General features: G+C 63.6%; 24 protein-coding genes. 12 read left to right on the top strand and 12 right to left on the bottom strand.

The genetic code is table 11. The features are described from left to right. Positions 1-34: 34 nt before the first annotated feature. The gene (locus FCK22_RS00610) at positions 35-790 is read right to left on the bottom strand and encodes a 3-hydroxyacyl-CoA dehydrogenase (RefSeq protein WP_067265887.1); all 756 of its coding nucleotides are present in this window, start codon (positions 788-790) and stop codon (positions 35-37) included. A gap of 134 nt (positions 791-924) precedes the next feature. Beyond that, a complete protein-coding gene (gene tyrS, locus FCK22_RS00605; protein WP_067265889.1) occupies positions 925-2,175 on the bottom strand; it encodes a tyrosine--tRNA ligase in 1,251 nt (416 codons plus the stop codon). Positions 2,176-2,241: 66 nt separating this feature from the next. Between tyrS and FCK22_RS00600 the strand changes: the two genes are divergently transcribed. The 3 genes from FCK22_RS00600 (at position 2,242) to FCK22_RS00590 (ending at position 4,239) form a co-directional block, all read left to right on the top strand. Next, the gene (locus tag FCK22_RS00600; RefSeq protein ID WP_067265890.1) at positions 2,242-3,369 is read left to right on the top strand and encodes an anhydro-N-acetylmuramic acid kinase; all 1,128 of its coding nucleotides are present in this window, start codon (positions 2,242-2,244) and stop codon (positions 3,367-3,369) included. 232 nt (positions 3,370-3,601) lie between these two features. Then, a complete protein-coding gene (locus tag FCK22_RS00595; protein ID WP_136720123.1) occupies positions 3,602-4,057 on the top strand; it encodes a hypothetical protein in 456 nt (151 codons plus the stop codon). After that, the gene (locus FCK22_RS00590) at positions 4,051-4,239 is read left to right on the top strand and encodes a hypothetical protein (RefSeq protein ID WP_136720122.1); all 189 of its coding nucleotides are present in this window, start codon (positions 4,051-4,053) and stop codon (positions 4,237-4,239) included. Before FCK22_RS00595 ends, FCK22_RS00590 begins: the two co-directional genes overlap by 7 nt. Positions 4,240-4,288: 49 nt before the next feature. On the opposite strand, the gene FCK22_RS00585 is transcribed toward FCK22_RS00590, so the two are convergent. Genes FCK22_RS00585 through FCK22_RS00575 form a run of 3 tightly spaced genes read right to left on the bottom strand, consistent with a single transcriptional unit; the run spans position 4,289 to position 7,038 of the window. After that, positions 4,289-4,825 (bottom strand): GNAT family N-acetyltransferase, encoded by a 537-nt coding sequence (locus FCK22_RS00585; RefSeq protein WP_067265893.1) that lies wholly within the window; start codon positions 4,823-4,825, stop codon positions 4,289-4,291. Beyond that, positions 4,825-6,102, bottom strand: a complete 1,278-nt coding sequence (eno, locus tag FCK22_RS00580; RefSeq protein WP_067265895.1) for a phosphopyruvate hydratase — start codon at positions 6,100-6,102, stop codon at positions 4,825-4,827. The genes FCK22_RS00585 and eno overlap by 1 nt, the downstream gene beginning before the upstream one ends. 33 nt (positions 6,103-6,135) lie before the next feature. Continuing rightward, positions 6,136-7,038 (bottom strand): DMT family transporter, encoded by a 903-nt coding sequence (locus FCK22_RS00575; protein ID WP_067265896.1) that lies wholly within the window; start codon positions 7,036-7,038, stop codon positions 6,136-6,138. A gap of 130 nt (positions 7,039-7,168) precedes the next feature. Between FCK22_RS00575 and FCK22_RS00570 the strand changes: the two genes are divergently transcribed. Then, positions 7,169-8,230 carry an AbrB family transcriptional regulator gene (locus FCK22_RS00570; RefSeq protein ID WP_067265898.1) on the top strand — a complete coding sequence of 354 codons (1,062 nt, stop codon included), beginning with the start codon at positions 7,169-7,171 and terminating at the stop codon, positions 8,228-8,230. A 7-nt stretch (positions 8,231-8,237) separates the two neighbouring features. Here FCK22_RS00570 and FCK22_RS00565 read toward each other — a convergent pair whose 3' ends face one another. Continuing rightward, positions 8,238-8,936, bottom strand: coding sequence for an NYN domain-containing protein (locus FCK22_RS00565; RefSeq protein WP_067265900.1), 699 nt, complete (start codon positions 8,934-8,936; stop codon positions 8,238-8,240). Then, entirely contained in the window at positions 8,933-9,352 is a 420-nt protein-coding gene (locus FCK22_RS00560; RefSeq protein ID WP_067265902.1) for a Fur family transcriptional regulator, read from the bottom strand. The genes FCK22_RS00565 and FCK22_RS00560 overlap by 4 nt, the downstream gene beginning before the upstream one ends. Before the next feature lie 348 nt (positions 9,353-9,700). On the opposite strand from FCK22_RS00560, the gene FCK22_RS00555 reads away from it, so the two are divergent. Further along, positions 9,701-11,011: a DEAD/DEAH box helicase gene (locus FCK22_RS00555; protein ID WP_067265903.1), complete on the top strand. Its 1,311-nt coding sequence runs from the start codon at positions 9,701-9,703 to the stop codon at positions 11,009-11,011. A gap of 92 nt (positions 11,012-11,103) precedes the next feature. Beyond that, positions 11,104-11,991 (top strand): DMT family transporter, encoded by an 888-nt coding sequence (locus tag FCK22_RS00550; protein ID WP_067265906.1) that lies wholly within the window; start codon positions 11,104-11,106, stop codon positions 11,989-11,991. A gap of 2 nt (positions 11,992-11,993) precedes the next feature. On the opposite strand, the gene FCK22_RS00545 is transcribed toward FCK22_RS00550, so the two are convergent. From FCK22_RS00545 to mazG, 4 genes are all read right to left on the bottom strand, one after another. Further along, positions 11,994-13,403, bottom strand: coding sequence for a protein adenylyltransferase SelO (locus FCK22_RS00545; protein ID WP_067265909.1), 1,410 nt, complete (start codon positions 13,401-13,403; stop codon positions 11,994-11,996). Then, positions 13,403-13,852 (bottom strand): GNAT family N-acetyltransferase, encoded by a 450-nt coding sequence (locus tag FCK22_RS00540; protein ID WP_067265911.1) that lies wholly within the window; start codon positions 13,850-13,852, stop codon positions 13,403-13,405. Before FCK22_RS00540 ends, FCK22_RS00545 begins: the two co-directional genes overlap by 1 nt. After that, a complete protein-coding gene (locus tag FCK22_RS00535; RefSeq protein WP_067265914.1) occupies positions 13,849-14,790 on the bottom strand; it encodes a nucleoside hydrolase in 942 nt (313 codons plus the stop codon). Before FCK22_RS00535 ends, FCK22_RS00540 begins: the two co-directional genes overlap by 4 nt. Before the next feature lie 77 nt (positions 14,791-14,867). Then, positions 14,868-15,692 carry a nucleoside triphosphate pyrophosphohydrolase gene (gene mazG, locus FCK22_RS00530; RefSeq protein WP_067265917.1) on the bottom strand — a complete coding sequence of 275 codons (825 nt, stop codon included), beginning with the start codon at positions 15,690-15,692 and terminating at the stop codon, positions 14,868-14,870. 64 nt (positions 15,693-15,756) lie between these two features. Between mazG and FCK22_RS00525 the strand changes: the two genes are divergently transcribed. The 3 genes from FCK22_RS00525 to FCK22_RS00515 all read left to right on the top strand — a co-directional run bounded on the left by FCK22_RS00525 (position 15,757) and on the right by FCK22_RS00515 (position 18,419). After that, positions 15,757-16,926, top strand: a complete 1,170-nt coding sequence (locus tag FCK22_RS00525; RefSeq protein ID WP_136720121.1) for a M20 aminoacylase family protein — start codon at positions 15,757-15,759, stop codon at positions 16,924-16,926. Beyond that, entirely contained in the window at positions 16,926-17,891 is a 966-nt protein-coding gene (speB, locus tag FCK22_RS00520; protein ID WP_067265922.1) for an agmatinase, read from the top strand. Before FCK22_RS00525 ends, speB begins: the two co-directional genes overlap by 1 nt. Before the next feature lie 102 nt (positions 17,892-17,993). Continuing rightward, the gene (locus FCK22_RS00515; protein WP_067265925.1) at positions 17,994-18,419 is read left to right on the top strand and encodes a DUF1499 domain-containing protein; all 426 of its coding nucleotides are present in this window, start codon (positions 17,994-17,996) and stop codon (positions 18,417-18,419) included. Here the strand turns inward: FCK22_RS00515 and FCK22_RS00510 are convergent. Then, complete coding sequence (locus tag FCK22_RS00510; protein WP_082852094.1) at positions 18,357-18,656, bottom strand: hypothetical protein; 300 nt, start codon at positions 18,654-18,656, stop codon at positions 18,357-18,359. The genes FCK22_RS00515 and FCK22_RS00510 overlap by 63 nt on opposite strands. Before the next feature lie 60 nt (positions 18,657-18,716). On the opposite strand from FCK22_RS00510, the gene prfA reads away from it, so the two are divergent. From prfA to FCK22_RS00495, 3 genes are all read left to right on the top strand, one after another. Beyond that, on the top strand, positions 18,717-19,772 hold the full coding sequence (gene prfA / locus FCK22_RS00505; RefSeq protein ID WP_067265928.1) for a peptide chain release factor 1: 1,056 nt from the start codon (positions 18,717-18,719) through the stop codon (positions 19,770-19,772). After that, positions 19,769-20,611, top strand: coding sequence for a peptide chain release factor N(5)-glutamine methyltransferase (gene prmC, locus FCK22_RS00500; protein ID WP_067265948.1), 843 nt, complete (start codon positions 19,769-19,771; stop codon positions 20,609-20,611). The genes prfA and prmC overlap by 4 nt, the downstream gene beginning before the upstream one ends. Positions 20,612-20,819: 208 nt before the next feature. After that, the gene (locus tag FCK22_RS00495; protein WP_067265950.1) at positions 20,820-21,413 is read left to right on the top strand and encodes a DUF4167 domain-containing protein; all 594 of its coding nucleotides are present in this window, start codon (positions 20,820-20,822) and stop codon (positions 21,411-21,413) included. Positions 21,414-21,428 lie beyond the last annotated feature (15 nt).

Here is a 21,428-nt window from a genome sequence, read left to right as displayed (position 1 = left end):
TCCCCATCCGGTTGAACGCGATTTTGCAGCGGCATCAGCGCATCCTGAGCGCGCCGTCGAGGCGGATCACCTCACCATTAAGATAGCCCATTTCGACGATGAACCCGGCAAGCCGGCCATATTCCGCAGGATCGCCAAGGCGCGGCGGGTTGGGCACATCCTTGGCCAATTCGGCCTGCACCTCTTCCGGCAGCCCGGCCAACATCGGCGTTTTGAAAATGCCCGGCGCGATGGTCATCACGCGAATCCCTTCCTTGGCCAGATCCCGCGCCATCGGTAGGGTCATGCCCGCAATCCCACCCTTGGAGGCGGCATAGGCGGCTTGGCCCTTCTGCCCGTCGAAGGCGGCGATGGAGGCGGTGTTGATGATCACCCCGCGCGCGCCGTCGTCTTCGGGGGTGTTCTTGGCCATGGCCACCGCCGCCAGCCGCGCCACGTTGAAACTGCCGACGAGGTTGATGTCGATGGTGCGTTGAAAGGCGTCGAGCGGATGCGGCCCGTCGCGCCCCGTGGTTTTGATCCCAAGCGCGATGCCCGCGCAATTCACTGCAGCGGTGATCCAGCCCATCTTTTCTTGGGCATAGTCCACCGCTTCCTGCACCGAGGTCTCATCCGTCACATCGGTCAAGACGTAGTGGCCGCCGATCTCTCTCGCGATGGCTTCGCCTCGGGTGGCGTCACGGTCCAACAGGGTGACCTGCGCGCCCTGCGACGCAAAATAGCGCGCCGTGGCTTCGCCAAGCCCCGAGGCGCCCCCGGTGATGATGGCGGCTGTACTGTCTAGTTTCATGATGGCTCCCCCCGATATGAACACTTGTTCAGTTCAGCACGAAGTCTCACCCCATGCAAGAGATGCCGTTGCGGCGGGAGGAGGGCTGCGGGAGCAGGGAAGACGGGGCAGACCGAAGCCCGCCCCGTGAGAGATTAGCCGACCTGCACCAGCGCGTGGCGCTTCTTGCCCGCGCTCAGCTTAACCGGAGAAGACAGCGCGACCGCATCCAGCATCATGCCCGCATCCGTCAGCGGCTTGTCGTCGATCCGTGCGCCGTTCTCGGCGATCAGACGCTTGGCTTCTTTACCAGAGCCGGCAAGGCCCGATTTCACCAGCAATTGCACGATGGAAACCCCATCGCCCACATCCGCCGCCGACAGGGTCAGGGTGGGCAGGTCATCGCCCACACCGCCTTTTTCAAAGACTTCGCGCGCGGTGGCTTCGGCGTTGCGGGCGGCCTCTTCCCCGTGGAGCAGACCGGTGACCTCATTGGCCAGACGTACCTTCGCCTCGTTGATCTCGGATCCGGCAAGCGCGCCCAGACGGTCGCATTCATCGACCGGCAGCTCGGTATAGAGCTTGAGGAAACGGCCCACATCGGCATCGGTGCAATTGCGCCAGAACTGCCAGAACTCATAAGGGCTCAGCATATCGCCATTCAGCCAGACCGCACCGCCCGCCGATTTGCCCATCTTCTTGCCGTCGCTGGTGGTGAGCAGCGGTGACGTCAGGCCATAAACCTCCCCATCGATCACCCGGCGCGTCAGGTCGATGCCGTTGACGATATTGCCCCATTGATCCGACCCGCCCATCTGGAGAATGCAGCCATAGCGGCGGTGCAGTTCCATGAAGTCATAGGCCTGGAGAATCATGTAGTTGAACTCGAGGAAGGAAAGCGACTGTTCGCGGTCCAAACGGGACTTCACGCTTTCAAAGCTCAGCATCCGGTTGATCGAGAAATGCCGCCCGATGTCGCGCAGGAAGTCGAGGTAGTTCAACCCGTCGAGCCATTCCGCGTTGTTCAGCATCAAGGCACCAGTCTCGCCCTCGCCGTAATCGAGGTATTGGGCAAAAACCTGACGGATGCCTTCGATATTGTCGTCGATCGCCTCGGGCGTCAGCAGCGGGCGCTCGTCCGAGCGGAAGGACGGATCGCCCACCTTGGTCGTGCCGCCGCCCATCAGGGTGATCGGCTTGCCGCCGCATTTCTGCAGCCAGCGCAGCATCATGATATTGACCAGATGCCCCACATGCAGCGATTTGGCCGTGGCGTCATAGCCCACATAGGCCGGGGCCGCGCCTTTCAGCAGGGCTTCGTCCAACCCCTGATAATCGGTGCAATCGGCCAGGAAGCCGCGCTGCATCATCGTGTGGATGAACTCCGATTTGGGATGGTATGTCATGGTGACTTGCCTCAAAACTGTATTGCGGGGCAATCTATATGCGCACGAGCGGCAAAGGAAAAGGCCATGAATAGGGCCAAGCACAGGCAAGATGCCGGAACCGAAGTGGTGACGGCTTTGGGAATGATGTCGGGCACCTCTTTGGATGGGGTGGACGCCGCTATTTTGCGCACTGACGGGCAGGATATTACAGGCTTTGGCCGCAGCGCCTACCGCAGCTATGCCGCCGAAGAGCGCCGCGTGATCGCCGCGGGCTTCGGCAAGTGGCATGGGGCCGAGGTCGAGGAAGCCGCCAAGGCGGTGGAGGCCGCGCATCTGGCGCTCTTGGCCGATCTGCTGAAAGATGCGCCCGAGGTCGACCTCATCGGTTTTCACGGCCAAACCCTCGCCCATGCCCCACGCATGCAGGGCACCCTGCAAGTCGGAGACGGCGCGCTGCTGGCGCGAGAGATTGGCCTGCCCGTGGTCTGGGATTTCCGCAGCGCCGATGTTGAATTGGGCGGCGAGGGCGCACCGCTCGCCCCCTTCTTTCACCACGCCTGCGCGCGCTACGCCGGGCAAAAGGGGCCGGTGGCCTTTCTGAACCTCGGCGGCGTGGGCAACCTCACATGGGTCGACCCGCGCGTGGCCCGCCCGGAGAAGGACGGCGCGCTGCTGGCCTTTGACACCGGCCCCGCCAATGCGCCGATCAATGATTTGATGCAGACCCGCCTTGGCCAAGACTATGACGAAGGCGGCAAGCTCGCCGCGCGGGGCAGGGTGGAGCAGGGAGCCTTGGAGCTGTTTCTAGCCGAGCCTTATTTCGCACGCATGCCGCCCAAATCCCTCGACCGGAATGATTTTGCCGAGATGGTGGCCCTTGTGGGTGAGCTCTCCGATGCCGATGCCTGCGCCACCCTTACCGCCATGTGCGCGGCTGGCGTGGCCGAGGCGATGCAGCATTGCCCAGCCCCGCCCGAACGCGTCTATGTGACGGGCGGCGGGCGGCATAATCCGGTGCTAATGCGGATGTTGGATGTCAGCCTCGATTGCCCCGTCGCCGCGGTGGAGGAGATCGGCCTCGATGGCGACATGCTGGAGGCGCAGGCCTTTGCCTATCTGGCAGTACGCGTGGCGCGCGGGCTGCCCACCTCGTGCCCCGGCACGACAGGCGTCCGCGCCGCCGTTGGCGGGGGCACCGTCAGCCGGGAGTGAGGTGAGCAGGGCGTTGCCTAACTTTGACGGAAAGGTGCCGGAAAAGGATTTTAAGGCCCCAGCGTGCAGCCGCTATGCCGCCATATCGGCTGGCACGCCCACCGGTTAACAAAGTTGCGAAAATTCCCCTGCTACGCAATTTTCTTGAAACGTCGTCGCGACTTCCCGCGTAGGTTCCCTGTGGGGGCCAAGGGTCGAAGGCATTCGACAGGCTTAGAGAAGGAGATTCGCTATGACTATCTTTCACACAGGTGCTTTCAAGAACAGCATCGCTGTTACGGCAGTGGCGCTCATGCTGGCGCCCGCGGCGCAGGCCGAAATCGGGCTCGGTGTTGGGGTCAGCGTCGGGGGGCATGGCGACCATGGCGGCGCGGATGTCGGTGTCGGTGCTTCGGTTGGCGGCAGTGACGGCATCGGGGCCGGGGTGGGTGCTTCGGTCGGCGGCGGTGACGGTGTGAACGCAGGCGTTGGCGCTTCGGTGGGCGGCAGTGACGGTCTGGGGGCCGGGGCTGGCGTCTCGGTCGGCGGGGGCAGCGGCCGCAGCGGGACGGATGACCCCGATAGCACCCCCACGGCGACCGCAGGCCGGGCGACCACCGGCGGCGACAACAGTGCCACCACCCCAAGGCCGATCAACATCGCGACCCTCATCGCGCGCCGGTCTGGAGCAAAGACAGTGTCTTGGTAGGTATGATCGAAGAGGTCGCCCCGGGGCCAAACGGCAAGGTGGACGCGGTGCTGCGCCTCAACGCAGCCCTTGATACCGACCGGGACATCATCCGCATGCGCATCGCGCCGCGCCTGTCGGACCGTGGGGCGCTGAAGCTGGGGTATTCGAAGCAGAAGTTCCTACAGCTTTTCGCCGGGTAAACCGTGCGGCAATGAAAAACGGGGCGGTAATCTGGCCGCCCCGTTTGCGTTATTCGGCTGGCGCGGCCACATCCCTCAGCGGCATCTCAAAGAAACAGATCGCATCCCGCGTGAAATCCGGCATCGGTTGATAGGGGCCGCGTTCAACAAACCCAAGCGAGCGATAGAGCGCGCGGGCAGGGGCGAAGCCCACGGAAGTGTCGAGATAGACCTTCTCGAACCCGTCCTCCCGCGCTTGATCGACAAGGCGCTGACAGATCGCCCGGCCCGCCCCCGTGCCACGGGCTGCATTGGTGACGAAGACGCGTTTGATCTCGCTCTCCGTCTCGGTCAGCGCATGGGACATGCCGCAGCCCAGGGGGATGCCATCCCGCTCGGCCAAGAGGATGATGCCGCGCGGGCGGGCGTGTTCCTCGGGCAGGCGCGCCATCAGGGCGCTATATTTGTCTTGGGGGTAGAAGGTCTCAACGATCCGCTGTTCGGTCGGGCCGAAGTGGTAGAGAAAGTCGCGATAGGCCCAGCAGAGGTCGACCACCGCCGCGAGGTCCGCAGCGGTGGTGACAGGGCGGATGGTGAGGGCCGACATCAGCCGCGCAGGATCGAGCGGCCCGCGTATTGAGCGGTCTCGCCCAGCATTTCTTCGATACGGATCAACTGGTTGTACTTCGCCAGTCTGTCGGAACGCGCCAGCGAGCCGGTCTTGATCTGGCCGCAGTTGGTGGCCACCGAAAGGTCAGCAATCGTGGCGTCTTCGGTCTCGCCCGAGCGGTGCGACATGACGTTGGTGTAGCCCGCGCGATGCGCGATATCGACGGCTTTGAGGGTCTCGGTCAGGGTGCCGATCTGGTTGACCTTGACCAGCATGGAGTTCGCCGCGCCGCGCTGGATGCCATCGCTCAGACGGGCAGGGTTGGTGACGAAAAGGTCATCGCCCACCAGTTGCACCTTGCCGCCCAAGAGGTCGGTCAGTGCCTTCCAACCGTCCCAATCGTCTTCGGCCATGCCGTCTTCGATGGAGATGATCGGGTAGTCGTTCACGAGCGCCGCGAGGTAGTCGGCGTTCTCTGCGCTGGACAGGGTTTTGCCTTCGCCGGAGAGGACATATTTGCCGTCTTTGTAGTATTCCGTCGCCGCGCAATCGAGGGCGAGATACATGTCTTCGCCCGGTTTGTAGCCCGCTTTTTCGATGGATTTCAGAATGAAATCAAGCGCATCGCGCGAGGAGTTGATGTTGGGGGCAAAGCCGCCTTCGTCGCCGATCCCGGTCGAGAGGCCCGCGGCGGAAAGCTCTTTCTTCAGCGTGTGGAACACCTCGGCCCCCATGCGCACGGCTTCGCGGATGTTCTCCGCGGCGACCGGCATGATCATGAATTCCTGAATGTCGATCGGGTTGTCGGCATGTTCGCCGCCGTTGATGATGTTCATCATTGGCACCGGCAGAACCCGCGCGGTGGTGCCGCCGATGTAGCGGTAGAGCGGCTGCGCGCAGTAGTCCGCCGCCGCCTTGGCCGCGGCCATCGAGACGCCCAAGATCGCATTGGCGCCGAGGCGGGATTTGTTCTCGGTCCCGTCAAGTTCGATCATCATCTCGTCGATCTCGACCTGTTCGGTCGCCTCGACCCCAACGAGCGCCTCGGCAATCTCGCCATTCACGGCGGCGCAGGCTTCGAGCACGCCTTTGCCCAGATAGCGCGACTTGTCGCCATCGCGCCGCTCGTTCGCCTCATAGGCGCCGGTCGAGGCACCGGAGGGGACAGCGGCGCGGCCCATGGTGCCGTCTTCGAGGATAACGTCGACTTCGACCGTCGGGTTGCCCCGGCTGTCGAGGATTTCGCGGGCGTGGATGTCGATGATCGTGCTCATGGGCTTTGTCCTCATGTTCGGGTTTGTGGCGGTTTACCCCGGCAGGCCCGGCTTGGAAAGACCGCGGCGGGGCCGGGGGGTGATTTTGCGTTCGCGCAGGAGGGTATAGACCCCCGAGGCGATGATGATCGCGGCCCCGACCAGCGTCAGCCTGTCGGGGGATTCGTCAAAAACCACGATCCCCGCCACCAGCGCAAAGAGCATGCGGGTATAGCGGAAGGGGGTGACGAAGCTCACCTCGCCCACGCGCATGGCGGCGACGATGGCGTAATATGCCAGCACCCCGATCACCATCGCCCCGGCGAGATAGAGCACCTCGGCCCCGCCGGGCATGGCGGCGGGCGTGCCTGCGGCCAGCATCAGGATCAGCCCCGCGGGGACCAAGACGATAAAGGCGAGAAAGCTAAGCTGCATGGAACTGATGCTTTTGGGAACTTTGCGCGTCGCCAAGTCGCGCAAGGCGAGGCCGATGACACCGGCCACGGCGAAAAGCGACAGCGCGTTGAACCCCTCCAGCCCCGGGCGCACGATCAAGAGCACACCGAGGAAGCCTACGATGATCGCGCTCCAGCGGCGCCAGCCGACCGGCTCGCCAAGGAACAGCGCCGCCCCGAGGGTGACGGCCAAGGGGGTCGCCTGCAAAATAGCTGAGGCCGAAGAGAGCGGCGTCAGCACGATGGCGGTGACGAAACAAAGCGTGCCCAGCACTTCGCCCACGGCACGCAGCAGGATTGGCTGGGTCAGCATATCGGCAGAGAACAGGCGCTTTCCCTGAATGCGCAGGATCACGGCAAAGATCGCCCCGCCGCCCGCGCCCAAAAGCGCGATGATCTGACCGACGGGGAGGGCATCGCTTGTCAGTTTGACGAACATGTCCTCGACCGCGAAACCGGCCATGGCCAGCACCATCAGCATCGCGCCGCGCAGATTGTCCATGATCACGCCCTTTCATCCCGTGGTATTGCCAGTCGCCCATGAACCTTTTGCGACGAAAGGGCAAGGGCGCGCGATGCGCGTCATGCGTGTGGCACTGGCGCAGGCTCTACCGGAGTGCTAGCCCTATCGCATGAGATGGCCGATCCCCTCGCTCGCCCCGCGCGACACAGTGCTGACCCTTGCGGCCGGGGCCTTTGGTGCGCTGCTGTTCTGGTGGCTGAATGCGCCGGTCTATATGCTGCTTGGCCCGGTGATCGCGGTGAGCCTCTTGGGCCTGATGGGGGTGCGCACGGCGGTCGATCCGCGGCTGCGGGATGCCTGTTTCGTCGTGCTGGGCATCGCCGTGGGGGCAGGGTTCAACCAAGATGCGGTGAACGCCATGCTGCGCTGGCCACTGGCCTTTGTCTTTATGACCGGGGTGATTTGGGGGATCATGGCGCTTTGCCGTTGGATGCTGGCGCGGTATTTTTGCTTTGATCCACGTTCCGCGCTTCTGGCCTCGGCCCCCGGACATCTGAGTTTCGTCATGGCGATTGCCAGCGACAGCGGGTCGGACGTGCCGCGCATCTCGATCACGCAGTCGGTCCGGCTTTTGGCGCTGACCATCGTCGTGCCTTTCGCCGCTTTGCTGATGGGCGTCGATATGACCGGCAATATCGCCCCCGCGGGCGCGGGGATGAGCCTACTGTCGATCCTCGTGATGATCGGCGTCTCCGTCGTCGTGGGGATGATCTTTGCCTGGCTTTCCGTGCCCGCGCCGCTTTTGATGGGGGCGATGGTGGTCTCGGCCATCGCGCATCTGACGGGGCTAGAGACTGGCGTTCTGCCGGGCTGGCTGACCCTTGTCGCCTATCTCGTGCTCGGCAGCCTCATCGGTACGCGGTTTTCCGGCATCACGCCTGCGCGTCTGGCAAGCGGGCTTGGCGCGGGGCTGGCGATTACCGGCGTGGCGGTGGGGCTCGCGGGCCTTGGCGCGGTGCCGGTGGCCTGGGCGCTCGGCATGCCGCTGGGGCATGTGCTGGTGGCTTTCGCACCCGGCGGGCTGGAGACGATGATCGCCCTCGGCGCCGTGCTGGCAGTGGTGCCGGGCTTCGTGGCCGCCTGCCACATCATGCGTCTGGTGGTGCTGAGCCTGCTGTTGCCCGCCATGCTCGCCCGCGTGGCGCGGCAAGAGCAGCGCGCCGCCGAGTGATCCGGCGTTAGCTGTTTAGGCGGATCATCAAGCGGTTGCCGTCTTTGCGCGTTTCCAAGGCTTTAAGGTCGGCGGCCAAGGCGCTCAGCTTGCCATGACCATAGGTGCGGCTGTCGAAATCGGGATGCGCTGCCTGAATGGTCTGGCCGATCTGGCCGAGGTTGTACCAATCGTCTTCGGTGTCGATCTTGTCCATCGCTGCTTTGAACAGGGGCAGGGCATCGCCCACCTTGGCCTTGGCCCGTGAGGGGGTGTCCGGCTCTACCTCATCAAGGTTTTCGATCAGGATGAAGCGGTTGTAGACGTTGCGCAGCGAATCGTGGGTCTTCTTCTCGCCGATGCCGATAACGGTCACCCCGTCTTCGCGCAGGCGATTCACCAGCGCTGTGAAGTCACTGTCGGAGGAAACGATCACGATGATGTCGAAGCGGCGGCTGTGCAGAATGTCCATCGCCTGAATGACCAGCCCGATGTCGCTGGCGTTCTTGCCCTTGGTGTTCGCGGTTTCCTGATGCGCCACCAAACCCAACTCGCGGATGGGCGCTTTCCAGCCCTTAAGGTGGTCGTTCGACCAATCGCCATAGACCCGGCGCAGGGCGGGCTCTCCAATCGTCGTGACCTCCCGCATGATGGCTGCGGCATGTTTTGCGGGCACATTGTCGGCGTCGATCAACACGGCCAGCAAAGGGCGGTCACGTTCTGTCATGGGTCATCCTTCTTGATCGGCACACCGTAGAGTTCCATCCGGTGGCCTTGTAATTTGTAACCCAGCTTGCGCGCGATGCGTTCCTGAAGCTCTTCGATTTCCGCGTCGACGAATTCGATAACCTCGCCCGAGTTCACATCGATGAGGTGGTCGTGATGCGCCCGCTGCGCGTCTTCATAGCGCGCCCGGCCATCGCCGAATTCCAGCTTGTCGAGGATGCCCGCTTCTTCAAACAGCTTCACAGTGCGGTAGACCGTGGCGATGGAGATGCCGCTGTCGATCACGCTGGCGCGGGTCAGGATCTCTTCGGCATCGGGGTGGTCTTCGCTGTCGTGAATCACCTGTGCGATGACCCGGCGTTGCCCTGTCATGCGCAGGCCCATCGCCTCGCAGCGTTTGATGATCGGGTTGCGCATCGTCTCGCCCTTCGTCCGTCGGACTACGGTCCTAGCATTTTAGCACCGCCGGACGCCACCGGAATTGACCGCGCCGGTTGACTTTTGCACCCGCACCGCCCATGTGGGGTCCAAGCGAAGCCTTCTGCCGCGTGAGCAGTATCAGCGCCAAGCCCCATGAGGGGCCTCTGGGACGCTGACGACAAGGCCCGCCGATGTTCCCAAAATCACGCGTGGGGCCAAGCGCGACAGACGGGTGTGAGGCATGTGGCCTGCGCCCGCGATCTGGCTTGCGCGACCCCGTGGCGCCTGTTGAGTGGCGCGGCGAAAGAACATGGCGCGCGTTTTCGCGGGCCGGAAAGTGAACGAATGAGCGATTTTGACATGATGGGCCTGCCTGCCAAACTGGTGGCCCGATTGAAAGAGATGGGGCTGAACGAGCCGACCCCGATCCAGAAACAGGCGATCCCCCATGCGCTGAACGGGCGCGACGTGATGGGCCTTGCCCAAACCGGCACCGGCAAGACGGCGGCCTTTGGCGTGCCGCTGCTGGCCCAGATGATGGAGATCGAGGGCCGCCCCGCAGCGCGTTCCGTGCGCGGGCTGGTGCTTGCGCCTACGCGCGAGTTGGCGCAGCAGATCGCCGTGAACCTGCGCGGCTATGCCGAAGGCACGCCGATCAAAGTGGCGATGGTGGTTGGCGGCCAGTCGATCAACACGCAGATCAAACGTCTGGAACGCGGTGTCGATCTGCTGATCGCCACACCGGGCCGTCTGCTGGACCTGCTCGACCGCCGCGCGGTCAAGCTCGACACGACGACCTTCCTCGTGCTGGATGAGGCCGATCAGATGCTCGACATGGGGTTCATCCATGATCTGCGCAAAATCTCGAACATGATCCCGAAAGAGCGCCAGACGATGCTCTTCTCGGCGACCATGCCCAAGCTGATGAACGAGATCGCCAACAGCTATCTCAACAGCCCGATCCGCATCGAAGTCTCGCCTCCGGGCAAGGCGGCAGACAAGGTCACGCAAGAGGTGCATTTCATCGCCAAGGCCGAGAAGACCGAACTGCTGAAAGAGCTGCTCGCCAAACACAAGGGCGAACGGGCACTGGTCTTTGGCCGCACGAAACACGGCTCGGAAAAGCTGATGAAGACGCTGGTGAAGGCCGGGTTTGACGCCGCTTCGATCCACGGCAACAAAAGCCAAGGTCAGCGGGACCGCGCGATTGCGGGGTTCAAGAATGGCGATATCACCGTGCTGGTGGCCACCGATGTGGCGGCGCGGGGCTTGGACATTCCGGATGTGAAACACGTCTATAACTTCGACCTGCCGAATGTGCCCGACAACTACGTCCACCGCATCGGCCGGACCGCGCGGGCGGGCAAAGATGGGGCCGCCGTAGCCTTCTGCGCCCCCGATGAGATGGGCGAACTGAAGGCGATCCAAAAGACCATGGGCATTTCGATTCCCGTGGCCTCGGGCCGCCCTTGGGAAGTGATCGATGAGCCTGCCAAACCCAAGGGCCGGGGCCGCAGACGCGGTGGTCGCCCCGGTGGTGGTGGCGGTCGTCCCGGTGGCGGCGGCGGCGGTGGTGAAGGCGCGGGCAAGCCAAGCGGCGGGCGGCGTCGCAGGCGTGGCGGCGGCGGCAAGTCGGGTGGCCAGCAGGCGGCCTGAGCCAAGGCACATCACTGTGACAGCGAAATGGCGCGCCCGGAAAACCACGGCGCGCCATTGACTTATCCGATCCGGGCGGCGCTTCTGTCGGGATGGAACGCAAATCAAATATCGACACATTCGGCGCCGTGGCGCTGGTGCTCTTCGCGCTGAACCTCGGCTTTAACCAAGTCGTCATCAAAGTCAGCACCGGCGGCTTCAACCCGGTCTTTCTGGCCGGGCTGCGCTCTCTCGGAGCGGTGTTTTTGCTTTTGATCTGGATGCGGCTGCGGGGCGTCAGCCTGTCGATCCCGCGTGCTGCGCTATGGGGCGGTGTGGCGGCGGGGCTTTTCTTTACGCTAGAGTTTGTCTGCCTGTTCCTCGCGCTCGATCTGACCACGGTCAGCCGCGCGTCGATCCTGCTTTATTCCATGCCGGTCTGGCTTGGCATCGCCGCGCATCTGTGGCTGCCGGGAGAGCGGCTGAGCGGGGCGCGGCTCATCGGCATGGGGCTGGCCATGGGCGGCGTGGTGCTGGCGCTAAGCGATGGTGGAACCGAAGGGGCCTATTGGCTGGGCGATCTTCTGGCGCTTTTCGCCGCCCTCTGCTGGGCAGGCATCGCGCTTTGCGTTCGCGTCACGCCGCTGGCCAAGGTGCCGCCCGCGCAGCAACTGATGATGCAACTGGTGATCTCCGCCCCGATCCTTCTGCTGCTTGCGCCGCTCTTCGGCCCCTTGCTGCGCGAAGTGGCCCCGGTGCATCTGGCGGGGCTTGCCTATCAGATCATCGCGGTGGCGAGCTTTGGCTTTCTGGCGTGGTTCTGGCTGCTGACGATCTATCCCGCAGCCTCCGTCGCCTCCTTTAGCTTCCTGTCGCCGGTCTTTGCCGTGCTTCTGGGCTGGCTGATCCTCTCGGAAGAGGTAGGGCTGAGTATCTGGGCCGCATTGCTGCTAGTGGCGGCGGGGATTTACCTGATTAACCGTAAACCCCGCAGCCACTAGGCTCAGGTGCCGCAGAATGTGGCGGGCACGATCTCGTCCTCGGTCGGCGGGCGCTGAAGCTCGGGGTCCGTCTCGTCAAAGGGGGTGGCTAGGGCTTTCATCAACCGCTCGAAAGGGGCCATGTCGCCCGCGACGGCGGCCTCGATCATCTCTTCTATCCGGTGGTTGCGCGGGATCACGGCGGGGTTCGCCGCATTCATCACCGCTTGCGGATCGGGCTCGCCTTCAATCCGCGCGCGCCAGGCTTTGGCCCATGTGTCAAAAGCGTCGCGGTCGGTGAACTGATCGCGGGCTTGATCTGTGGGAAGCGCGCGGAAGGCATTGGTGAAGTCCGTACCATCCTTTTGCATCAGCCCCAGCAATTCGTTGATCAAGTCGACATCTTCGGCCCGCGGTGTCGAGATGCCGATCTTCGCCGCGAAACGGCGCAGCCATGCGGCTTCGATCAAGTCGGGCATGTCGTGGACGATCTCGGTGGCCTCTTCGACGGCGCTCTCCTTGTCCTCCATCTGCTGCAAGAGCGAGGTGGCAAGCTGCGCCATGTTCCAGACCACGATCTGCGGCTGGTTCCCATAGGCATAGCGCCCCTGCCGGTCGATGGAGCTAAAGACCCGGCCCTGATGGAAGGCATCCATAAAGGCGCAGGGGCCATAGTCGATCGTCTCGCCCGAGATGCTGCAATTGTCGGTGTTCATCACGCCGTGGATAAAGCCTAGGGCCATCCATTGCGCCACCAATTCCGCCTGCGCAGCACAGACCGCGCGCAGAAGGCCAAGCGGGCCATCGGCCTCGGGGTAATGGCGCGCGATGGCATAGTCGGTGAGGGTTTTGAGCGCGCCAGTCTCTCCGCGATGGGCGAAGACCTGAAAGGTGCCGACGCGCAGGTGGCTGGCGGCGACGCGGGTCACGATGGCACCGGGCAGGGGGCCGCTTTCGCGCAGGATCGGCTCACCAGTAGCCACAGCAGCCAAGGCGCGGGTGGTGGGCACGCCAAGCGCATGCATCGCCTCGCTCACCAGATATTCGCGCAGCACCGGCCCGACCCATGCGCGGCCATCACCCATCCGCGAATAGGGCGTGGGGCCTGAGCCTTTCAACTGGATGTCGCGGCGCTGGCCGCTCTGATCGACGACTTCGCCCAACAAAATCGCCCGGCCATCGCCAAGCTGCGGGTTGAAGTTGCCAAACTGATGCCCGGCGTAAAGCTGCGCCAGGGGATCGCCCCCCGCAGGCACTTCGTTGCCGGCAAAGATCTGCGTGATTTGCGCGGGCTCCGCCCCTTCGATACCCAGTTCCACCGCCAATTCGGCGTTCCATGCCAAAAGCTGGGGCGCTTTGACAGGCGTGGGAGCCAGCCGGGTAAAGAACCCCTCTGGCAGGGCGGCATAGCTGTTATCGAAAGGAATACGCATCACAGGGTCCGGGACATAAGCATGTAATCCTCGCGCGGGCGAAAGCCCGCACGGGTATAGAGTTTCATCGCCGCGGCATTGTTGCGATCCACCTCAAGATGGACGGCCCGCAGCCCACCCGCCGCCAGCGCCCGGGGCAGCGCGATCAGCGCCTCCGAGGCGATGCCGCGACCCCGCACGCCGGGGCGGACGTAGATTTCATCAATGATGGCGTCCAACCCGCCGAATTCAACCGACCAGCCGAAACAGATCACCACATAGCCGATGGGCGCGCGGGGCGGGCCGATCAGATAGGCCGCGCCATGGGGGATGCCATCCAACAGCGGCGCCAGCCCGCGGCGGCGCTGTTCATCGCTCATCTCGATCCCCGCTTCGGCGTGAAATGCCGCGACAAGTGCTACGAGCTTGTCGAGATGCTCAGGCGCGCCGAGGGTGAGATGTGCGCTCATAGACGGGCCAGCCTTTCGGTGAGCAGGGCAAAGAACCCGTCGGCATCAAGATCGCCTACGAAGAGCGCGTTGGGCGCCCGGTCGGTCACGCGCCACCAGTCGGCGACGGTCATGCCCATGGTCAGTTCCGACTGGGTCTCGATCTCGACATTGATATGACGACCTTGGAAAAGATCGGGGTTGATCAAATAGGCGGTGACGCAAGGATCATGCAGCGGCGCGCCTTCGGAGCCGTATTTCTCTTTGTCGAACCGCTCGAAGAAATCGGTCATCTCGGCCACGGCGACGCCGACCTTGGTGCCAAGCGCGCGGAAGGCATCGTTGCGCGGTTTGGTGACCAGTGCCTTATGGGTGACATCGAGCGGCATCACGACGATCGGAATTCCGGATTTGAAAACGATATCAGCGGCATGGGGGTCGACGTAAATGTTGAATTCCGCCGTGGGCGTGATGTTGCCCCCCTCGAAATAGCCGCCGCCCATCAGCACGATCTCTTGCACCTTCTCGGCGATGTCGGGCGCTTTTTGCAGGGCGGTTGCGATATTGGTCAACGGCCCCAAGGGGCAAAGGGTTACGCTACCTGCGGGATGGGCGCGGACCTGTTCGATGATGAAATCCACCCCATGCCCTTCGGCCAGCGGCATGGTTGGGTCGGGCAGGTCGGGGCCGTCGAGGCCAGTCTTGCCATGCACATGTTCCGCCGTCACCAGATCACGTCCCAGCGGGCGGTCGCAACCGGCAAAGACTTTCACATCATCCCGCCCCGCCAATTCGCAAACGATCCGCGCGTTTTTCGAAGTCAGGTCCAGCGGCACGTTGCCCGCGACACAGGTGATGCCCAGAACCTCGATCTCTTGCGGGCTGGCGAGGGCAAGGAGGATCGCCACGGCGTCGTCCTGTCCGGGGTCGGTGTCGATGATGATTTTGCGCGGGGTCATGGGCTTACTTTCGTCAAATTGCTTGGGGCAGAGCCTTGCCGGAGGGGCGGGTCTTTGTCCAGCCGCTGCCCGGGGGATTAGCCGCGTTCCGCCAGTTTCACCGCCTCCCACAGCGCGTCCATCTCGGCCAGATCACTGTCTTGCGGGGTTTTGCCCATCGCGGCGAGCCGGGCCTCGACCCCTTCGAACCGGCGGGTGAATTTGGCATTGGCGGCGCGCAGAGCGGCTTCCGGGTCAAGGCCCAAATGGCGGCCCAGATTGGCCATGACGAAGAGCAGATCGCCGTATTCTTCCTCGACCTCCGCTTGGCTCAGCTGGTCCTTCGCCTCGACCAATTCGGCGGCCTCTTCGGTGATCTTGTCGAGCACCTGCGTCGTCTCGGGCCAGTCGAACCCCACACGCGCCGCGCGTTTCTGAAGCTTCATCGCCCGCAACAGCGCTGGCAGGCCGATTGCCACCCCGTCCAAGGTGCCCCCCTGTGCCTTGCCCGCGCGTTCGGCGGCTTTAATCTTCTCCCAATCGGCGGTCTGCTGTTCGGCGCTCTTGTCGCGGGATTCGTCGCCAAAGACATGCGGGTGCCGCGCCACCATTTTATCGCTGATGTTGCGCACCACGGATTGAAAGGTGAAATGCCCCGCTTCTTCACCCATCGCCGTGTGATAGACCGATTGCAGCAGCAGATCGCCTAACTCCCCCTCAAGCTCGCCCCAATCACGCCGGGCGATGGCATCCGCGACTTCATAAGCCTCTTCAATGGTATAGGGGGCGATGCTGTCGAAATCCTGCTCGATATCCCAGGGGCAGCCCGTCTCAGGGTCGCGCAGGCGGCGCATGATTTCGAGCAACCGTTCGATCCCGGCATCTGAATCGTGAATGAGATCGGCTTTTGTGTTGTCCGGCATTGCAGGCCCCGTATGTCTGGTGTCAGATGCACCCTGACCAAACCAACCCCAAGGAGTCCAGCCCATGCCCGTGGTGAACCGCATCAACGCCTTTGCGGAGGATATGACAGCATGGCGGCGCCATTTGCACGGGATTCCCGAACTGGCGTTCGACTGCCATGAGACGGCGGCTTTCGTGGCCGAGCGGCTGCGCGAATTTGGTGTGGATGAGCTGCACGAGGGCATCGCGACAACCGGTATCGTGGCGATCATCGAAGGGCAGGGCGAAGGCCCGACCATCGGCCTGCGCGCCGATATGGATGCGCTGCCGATCCAAGAGGCAACGGGCAAGGACTATGCCAGCACGCGGGAGGGCAAGATGCACGCCTGCGGCCATGACGGGCACACCACCATGCTTCTGGGCGCGGCGCGATATCTGGCCGAGACACGCAATTTCGCAGGCCGGGTGGCGCTGATCTTTCAACCCGCCGAAGAGGCGGGCGGCGGCGCGGGCGTGATGGTCGAAGAGGGCATCATGGAGCGGTTCGAGATCGCGCAGGTTTACGGCATCCACAACGCGCCCGGCTTTGACGAAGGCGCATTCTATACCACGCCGGGTCCGATCATGGCGGCGGTGGATGAATTCCACATTCATATCAAGGGCAAAGGCGGCCATGGCGCGATGCCCCATGAGAGCCGCGACCCCGTCGTGGCGGCCTGCGGCATCGCCACGGCCATTCAGACCATCGTCAGCCGCAACCATGTCGCGGCGCAGGATCTGGTGGTCTCAGTCACGCAGATCCACACCGGCACCGCCGATAACATCATCCCCGAAACCGCCTATATCAACGGCACGGTGCGCACCTTTGACCGTGAGGTGCAAGCCATGGTGATGCGCCGGATGCAGCAGATCGTGGACGGGCAGGCGGCAAGCTATGACGTCACCGCCGAGTTGGACTATGAGGTTGGCTATCCCGCCACGGTCAACGACCCGGCCAAGGCCGAGGCCGCCATCGCGGCAGCGACCGAAGTGGTGGGCGCGGCCCAAGTTCACGGCGACTATGGCCGCGAGATGGGTGCAGAGGATTTCAGCTTCATGCTTGAAAAACGCCCCGGTGCCTATCTCTTCCTCGGGGCCGGGGAAGGCGCAGGGCTGCACCACCCGGAATACGACTTCAACGACGAGATCGCGCCGCTTGGCGCATCCTTTTTCGCCCGTATCGTTGAGCGGGCACAGCCAGCAGGAGGCAAATAATGGCATTGGAAGACGCGGCCAAACAGATGGATATGGCCTTTACCCGCGAGGACCTCAAAGGGCCGAGCTATGAGTTGACCTTTGGCGGGGCGACCTCCTTCCTGCGACGGAAATACACCAAGGATCTGGCCGGCGTCGACATCGCGGTAACAGGCGTGCCCTTCGATCAAGCGGTGACCAACCGCCCCGGCACCCGCCTTGGCCCCCGCGCCATCCGCGAAGCCAGCGCGCTGCAAGCGCCCGACGCGCCCTATGGCTGGGATTTCGACGTGCTGAGCGAATTCGCCATCGCGGACTATGGCGATCTGGCCTTCGACTATGGCCATGTCAGCCAGTTTCCCGCCGCCCTGACGGCCCATATCAAGACCATTCTCGATGCCGGCGCGGCCTCTGTGGTGCTGGGGGGAGATCACTACATCTCATTCCCGATCCTCAAGGCCTATGCGGAAAAATACGGGCCTATCAGCCTGTTACAGTTCGATGCGCATACGGACACTTGGCAAGACGACGACATGGACCGGATCGACCACGGGACGATGTTCTACAAAGCCGTGAAGTCCGGCATCGTCGACCCGTCGACCAGCGTGCAGGTCGGCATTCGCACCACCAATGAGGACACGATGGGCGTCAATATCATCGACGCGCGCGAGGTGCATGAGAAAGGGCCGCAGGCCACCGTTGCCAAGATCAAGGAGATCCTCGGCGATCGCCCCTGCTATCTGACCTTTGACATCGACGCGCTGGACCCGGCCTTTGCCCCCGGCACCGGCACGCCGGTGTGGGGCGGGCTGACCTCGGCGCAGGCGTCGATCATGCTGCGCGATCTTGCGGGGATCAACATCATGGGCGGTGACGTTGTCGAAGTCTCGCCCCCCTTCGACACCACCGGCGCTACAGCGGTGGCAGGCGCCCATGTCGCGACCGAGATCCTGTCGCTGCTGGGTCACCGCATGAGAACCGCGTGAGCGAAAGCCATGACATCACGCGCCGGTCCGCTGAAAGGCGGGCTGGCTTGTTTGCTGCGACCTCCGTCGCCCCTGACCGCCGAGCTTTGAAAGGTGCTTAAAATGCTGTTCTGGATCATCGTGATCGCCCTCGTCGCCTTGGTGGCCTATATCCGCCTTGCGCCCATCGACACCGCGCGTTGGCATGTTCAGGCCGACGGGCAGAAGATGGGCAAGACCCAAGGCACTAACAGCTATGTCTGGCGCGCGCCGGTCGAGGGCGACGGGGCCGAGACCTTGGCCCAGCTTGACCGGGTGATCCTGCAAACCCCGCGCACCGAAGTCGTCGCCGGATCGCTTGCTGAGGGGCAGGTCACCTATGTCACCCGCACCAAATTGATGGGCTATCCTGATTTCACCACCATCGGCATCTATGGCGGTGATCCGCGCTATGTCGAGGTCTATGGCCGCTCGCGCTTTGGCCGATCAGATCTGGGGGTCAACGCCAAGCGGGTCAACGGATGGCTCGATCAAATCGAGGCGCGATGACAGGCAGCCTTGCTGCACCTCCCGCCACATCGGCACATTGAGCGACATCTGGCATTGCGCCATGAACATGCGCCCATCCACTTGTAGGCAAATCGTCTCACCCAGTTCCACCCGGGCGCCGCTGCTGTTGGTGCAATAGCAATCAATCGTCTTGCCGCCCGGCGCTTTGACATCCGCAAGGGCAGGGTGCAGGGCCGTCAGGCCCATAAGGCAGATGAGCGGCATAAGACGTGTCATAGCTCATGATAGCACAAGCCGCCTCTTGACCAAAGCATTTGCATAAGCGACAGGAACCCCATGATCCCGATGCACCGCCTCGCGCAAATCTCGCAACGCTTCCAGTTTCTGGAGGCCAGCATGTCTGCAGGCTCTGATGGGGCCGATTTTGCAGCCCTCGCGAAAGAATACAGCGATCTCAAGCCCGTGGTCGATCAGATCGACCTTTACCAGCAGCTTCAGCGCGACCTCGAAGAAGCCGAAGAGATGCTGAAAGACCCCGAGATGGCTGAGCTTGCGCGGGATGAGCTGCCGCGCCTGCGCGCCCGTCTGCCGGAGGTCGAGCAGGGGTTGCAACTCGCACTTCTGCCCCGCGATGCGGCTGATGCGAAACCCGCCATGTTGGAGATCCGCCCCGGCACGGGCGGCGATGAGGCGGCGCTTTTCGCCGGCGACCTGCTGCGCATGTACCAACGCTATGCCGAGGCACAGGGCTGGGGGTTTGACCTGATCGAAAGCCAGATGACCGAACTCGGCGGCGTGAAAGAGGTCGTGGCCCATATCACCGGCCAGAACGTCTTTGCCCGGCTCAAGTTCGAAAGCGGCGTGCACCGCGTACAGCGCGTGCCCACCACCGAAAGCGGCGGGCGCATCCATACTTCGGCGGCGACCGTGGCGGTGCTGCCCGAGGCCGAAGACGTGGATATCGAGATCAACGCAAATGACCTGCGGATCGACACGATGCGCTCTTCGGGCGCGGGGGGGCAGCACGTCAATACCACCGATTCCGCCGTGCGGATCACCCATATTCCGACCGGGATCGTCGTTACCTCGTCGGAGAAGTCCCAGCACCGCAACCGCGACAAGGCGATGCAGGTGCTCAAAGCGCGGCTCTATGATATGGAGCGCAGCCGGATGGACAACGAGCGCTCTGCCGACCGCGCGGCGCAGGTGGGCTCCGGTGACCGCTCTGAGCGGATTCGCACCTATAATTTCCCCCAAGGTCGTATGACGGACCATCGGATCAACCTGACGCTTTACCGGCTCGAAGCCGTGATGCAGGGCGATCTGGATGAGATCGTCGATGCGCTGACTGCCGATGCGCAAGCGCGGCAATTGGCGGAGATGGAGGGGTGAGCCCTCAGACCGCCGCCCAAGCCATGGCCGCCGCCGCCGGACGGCTGCGTGCCGCCGGTGTGCCCGATCCGGCGCGGGATGCGCGGCTGTTGCTCGCCCATGCCGCCTCTGTCGATGCCGCCCGCGTGACCCTCATCGCGCCCGAGGAAATCGCCCCCGAGGTTGCCGAACGCTTTGACCAGCTCATCGCCCTGCGCGCCGTGCGCGTGCCAGTCTCGCAGTTGATCGGGCGGCGGGCTTTTTATGGCCGCGATTTCGCGATCAGCCGCGATGTGCTTGACCCGCGGCCCGAGACAGAGACCCTGATTGACCTCGCGCTCGGCGAGGATTTCACCCGCATTCTGGACCTCGGCACCGGCTCGGGCTGTATCCTCGTCACCCTGCTGGCCGAACGGCCAGCGGCGACGGGGTTGGGGGTGGACCTCTCGGAAGCCGCCTGCCTTCAAGCCAGCGCCAATGCGGTGCAGCACGGGGTGGCCGACCGCGCCGATATCCGGCAGTCCGACTGGTTCAGCGCCGTTGAGGGGCGATTTGATCTGATCCTGTCGAACCCGCCCTATCTGGCCGCCGAGGAAATGGCCGATGTCTCTCCAGAATTGCGCCAGCATGAGCCGGAAATGGCGCTGACCGACGGCCAAGACGGGCTGAGCATCTACCGGATCATCGCCGCCGAGGCGCAGGGCTACCTCACGCCCCAAGGCCGCGTCATGGTCGAAATCGGCTGGCAACAGGGCGAAGCGGTGCAGGAAATCTTTGCCGCGGCGGGCTGGGGCCGGGTCACGCTGGCGCATGATCTCGATGGGCGGCCAAGGGTCGTTTCAGCCGATAAACCGGCGTGAAATCGCGAAAAAACCGCCATTTGGCGGGCTAAGTGGCAGTTTCTTCTTGCCCAAGCCTTTCTGGCATGGTTAGTCAGGGGTGTTGCAGCGGTGGATGCCACAGGCGGTCCCGCGCGGCACTATGCCCAACATATCGCTTAGGCCGGGTTCAAGACGTGCTTTGCACCCCCGGTGAACGACACACAGCACACAAGGCTGACATCATTCCATGAATTCTCCCAGATCACGCTCCCGGTCGAAGAATAACCGCAAACGCTCGTCGCAAGGTGGCGGCGGCAATGTCGTCAACCGTGTTTTCGACAGCTCCGGCCCCGAGGGCAAGGTGCGCGGCACGCCGCAGCAGGTTATCGAGAAATACAATCAGCTGGCCCGCGATGCCCAGTTGAGCAATGACCGTGTGGCCGCCGAGAACTTTCAACAGCACGCCGAACACTACCTGCGCCTGCTGAGCGAGGCGCAGCGCGAAGTGGACCAGCGCCGCGAGGAGCAAGAGCGCCAGAACCGTGAGCGTCAGGCCGAGCGGGATCGCGAGCGGGCCGAGCGTCAGGAGCGCGAGGCGCAGCAGGGCGGCCAGTCGCAGGGCGAGCAGCCGAAAGCCGACAAACAGCCCGAGCAGCAAGAGCCCGCGCAACAGCAGGCCGAGGCCGAGCCGAACAGCGAAGAGAGCACGCTGGTCGACACGCCCGAGAGCAAGCCGAAGCCGAAACGCGCCCCGCGCCGCAAGCCCAAGCCGAAAGCGGCAGAGGCACAGCCGCAGGAGGGTGGCGACAGCAAGAGCGACACCGCAAAGGTCGCAGAATAAGAAAAGCCCCGCAAA

The organism is Sulfitobacter sp. 15WGC, assembly GCF_005068605.1.
Lineage (GTDB): Bacteria > Pseudomonadota > Alphaproteobacteria > Rhodobacterales > Rhodobacteraceae > Sulfitobacter > Sulfitobacter faviae.
This window is presented reverse-complemented; position numbering and strand designations above follow the sequence as displayed.

Excerpts from the sequence above, each read along its gene's own strand:
- FCK22_RS00610 (WP_067265887.1), bottom strand. The coding sequence starts at position 790 with ATGAAACTAGACAGTACAGCCGCCATCATCACCGGGGGCGCCTCGGGG.
- FCK22_RS00555 (WP_067265903.1), top strand. The coding sequence starts at position 9,701 with ATGAGCGATTTTGACATGATGGGCCTGCCTGCCAAACTGGTGGCCCGA.
- FCK22_RS00600 (WP_067265890.1), top strand. The coding sequence starts at position 2,242 with ATGAATAGGGCCAAGCACAGGCAAGATGCCGGAACCGAAGTGGTGACG.
- FCK22_RS00515 (WP_067265925.1), top strand. The coding sequence starts at position 17,994 with ATGCTGTTCTGGATCATCGTGATCGCCCTCGTCGCCTTGGTGGCCTAT.
- FCK22_RS00565 (WP_067265900.1), bottom strand. The coding sequence starts at position 8,936 with ATGACAGAACGTGACCGCCCTTTGCTGGCCGTGTTGATCGACGCCGAC.
- FCK22_RS00570 (WP_067265898.1), top strand. The coding sequence starts at position 7,169 with ATGAGATGGCCGATCCCCTCGCTCGCCCCGCGCGACACAGTGCTGACC.
- tyrS (WP_067265889.1), bottom strand. The coding sequence starts at position 2,175 with ATGACATACCATCCCAAATCGGAGTTCATCCACACGATGATGCAGCGC.
- mazG (WP_067265917.1), bottom strand. The coding sequence starts at position 15,692 with ATGCCGGACAACACAAAAGCCGATCTCATTCACGATTCAGATGCCGGG.
- FCK22_RS00495 (WP_067265950.1), top strand. The coding sequence starts at position 20,820 with ATGAATTCTCCCAGATCACGCTCCCGGTCGAAGAATAACCGCAAACGC.
- FCK22_RS00545 (WP_067265909.1), bottom strand. The coding sequence starts at position 13,403 with ATGCGTATTCCTTTCGATAACAGCTATGCCGCCCTGCCAGAGGGGTTC.
- speB (WP_067265922.1), top strand. The coding sequence starts at position 16,926 with ATGGCATTGGAAGACGCGGCCAAACAGATGGATATGGCCTTTACCCGC.
- FCK22_RS00525 (WP_136720121.1), top strand. The coding sequence starts at position 15,757 with ATGCCCGTGGTGAACCGCATCAACGCCTTTGCGGAGGATATGACAGCA.
- FCK22_RS00595 (WP_136720123.1), top strand. The coding sequence starts at position 3,602 with ATGACTATCTTTCACACAGGTGCTTTCAAGAACAGCATCGCTGTTACG.
- FCK22_RS00535 (WP_067265914.1), bottom strand. The coding sequence starts at position 14,790 with ATGACCCCGCGCAAAATCATCATCGACACCGACCCCGGACAGGACGAC.
- FCK22_RS00510 (WP_082852094.1), bottom strand. The coding sequence starts at position 18,656 with ATGACACGTCTTATGCCGCTCATCTGCCTTATGGGCCTGACGGCCCTG.
- FCK22_RS00550 (WP_067265906.1), top strand. The coding sequence starts at position 11,104 with ATGGAACGCAAATCAAATATCGACACATTCGGCGCCGTGGCGCTGGTG.
- prfA (WP_067265928.1), top strand. The coding sequence starts at position 18,717 with ATGATCCCGATGCACCGCCTCGCGCAAATCTCGCAACGCTTCCAGTTT.
- FCK22_RS00560 (WP_067265902.1), bottom strand. The coding sequence starts at position 9,352 with ATGCGCAACCCGATCATCAAACGCTGCGAGGCGATGGGCCTGCGCATG.
- FCK22_RS00575 (WP_067265896.1), bottom strand. The coding sequence starts at position 7,038 with ATGGACAATCTGCGCGGCGCGATGCTGATGGTGCTGGCCATGGCCGGT.
- FCK22_RS00585 (WP_067265893.1), bottom strand. The coding sequence starts at position 4,825 with ATGTCGGCCCTCACCATCCGCCCTGTCACCACCGCTGCGGACCTCGCG.
- FCK22_RS00540 (WP_067265911.1), bottom strand. The coding sequence starts at position 13,852 with ATGAGCGCACATCTCACCCTCGGCGCGCCTGAGCATCTCGACAAGCTC.
- eno (WP_067265895.1), bottom strand. The coding sequence starts at position 6,102 with ATGAGCACGATCATCGACATCCACGCCCGCGAAATCCTCGACAGCCGG.